The sequence below is a fragment of the Imperialibacter sp. genome, from assembly GCF_040222815.1.
In the GTDB taxonomy this organism is placed as follows: Bacteria; Bacteroidota; Bacteroidia; order Cytophagales; family Cyclobacteriaceae; genus Imperialibacter.
This window is the reverse complement of the sequence record NZ_JAVKCH010000034.1, coordinates 1-452: the sequence shown is the minus strand read 5'-3', so window position 1 is coordinate 452 and position 452 is coordinate 1. Positions and strand designations below refer to the sequence as shown.

Below are 452 nucleotides of genomic sequence, written 5' to 3'. Positions count from 1 at the left end.
GGGTATCCGGAATTTCTGGTTGATAAAATGCCAAAGATGTAAAGAAGAAAATCTTTCTCAGCGGATTATCTGATTGATCCTCTTCAGCCTACTCTACTGCCAATTTTCTGTTTCCACCTTCGCCTGAGTCTTCATAGCGATGCTGACTAGGGAGGACAGCGAGAGCTGGGCAAGCGTCAAAGCGGTTCTGGTTCATGCGCAATCCGGACACCTGCACAACATTCCTCTTGTAAGAAACCGATCAAATTCTCTAGGTGCCCATACTCGGGTATACAGACAATCGTGCGGCTATGTTTCTCCTGCCGGATCAGCCCTACCTTGGCCATGCGCGCAAGGTGATGTGATAGCGTCGAAGCAGGAATACCCAGCCCCTTCTGGATATCTCCGACCGAAGCCCCATCATGGCCAGCTTTGACCAGAAAGCGGAACACGGACAGTCGGTGACTATTCCC

General features: G+C 50.7%; 1 protein-coding gene. It reads right to left on the bottom strand.

Annotated elements, in window-relative coordinates:
- Nucleotides 1-176: 176 nt before the first annotated feature.
- On the bottom strand, nucleotides 177-452 hold a 276-nt coding region (locus tag RIF36_RS17180; RefSeq protein WP_350149445.1), incomplete at its 5' end, for an ArsR/SmtB family transcription factor.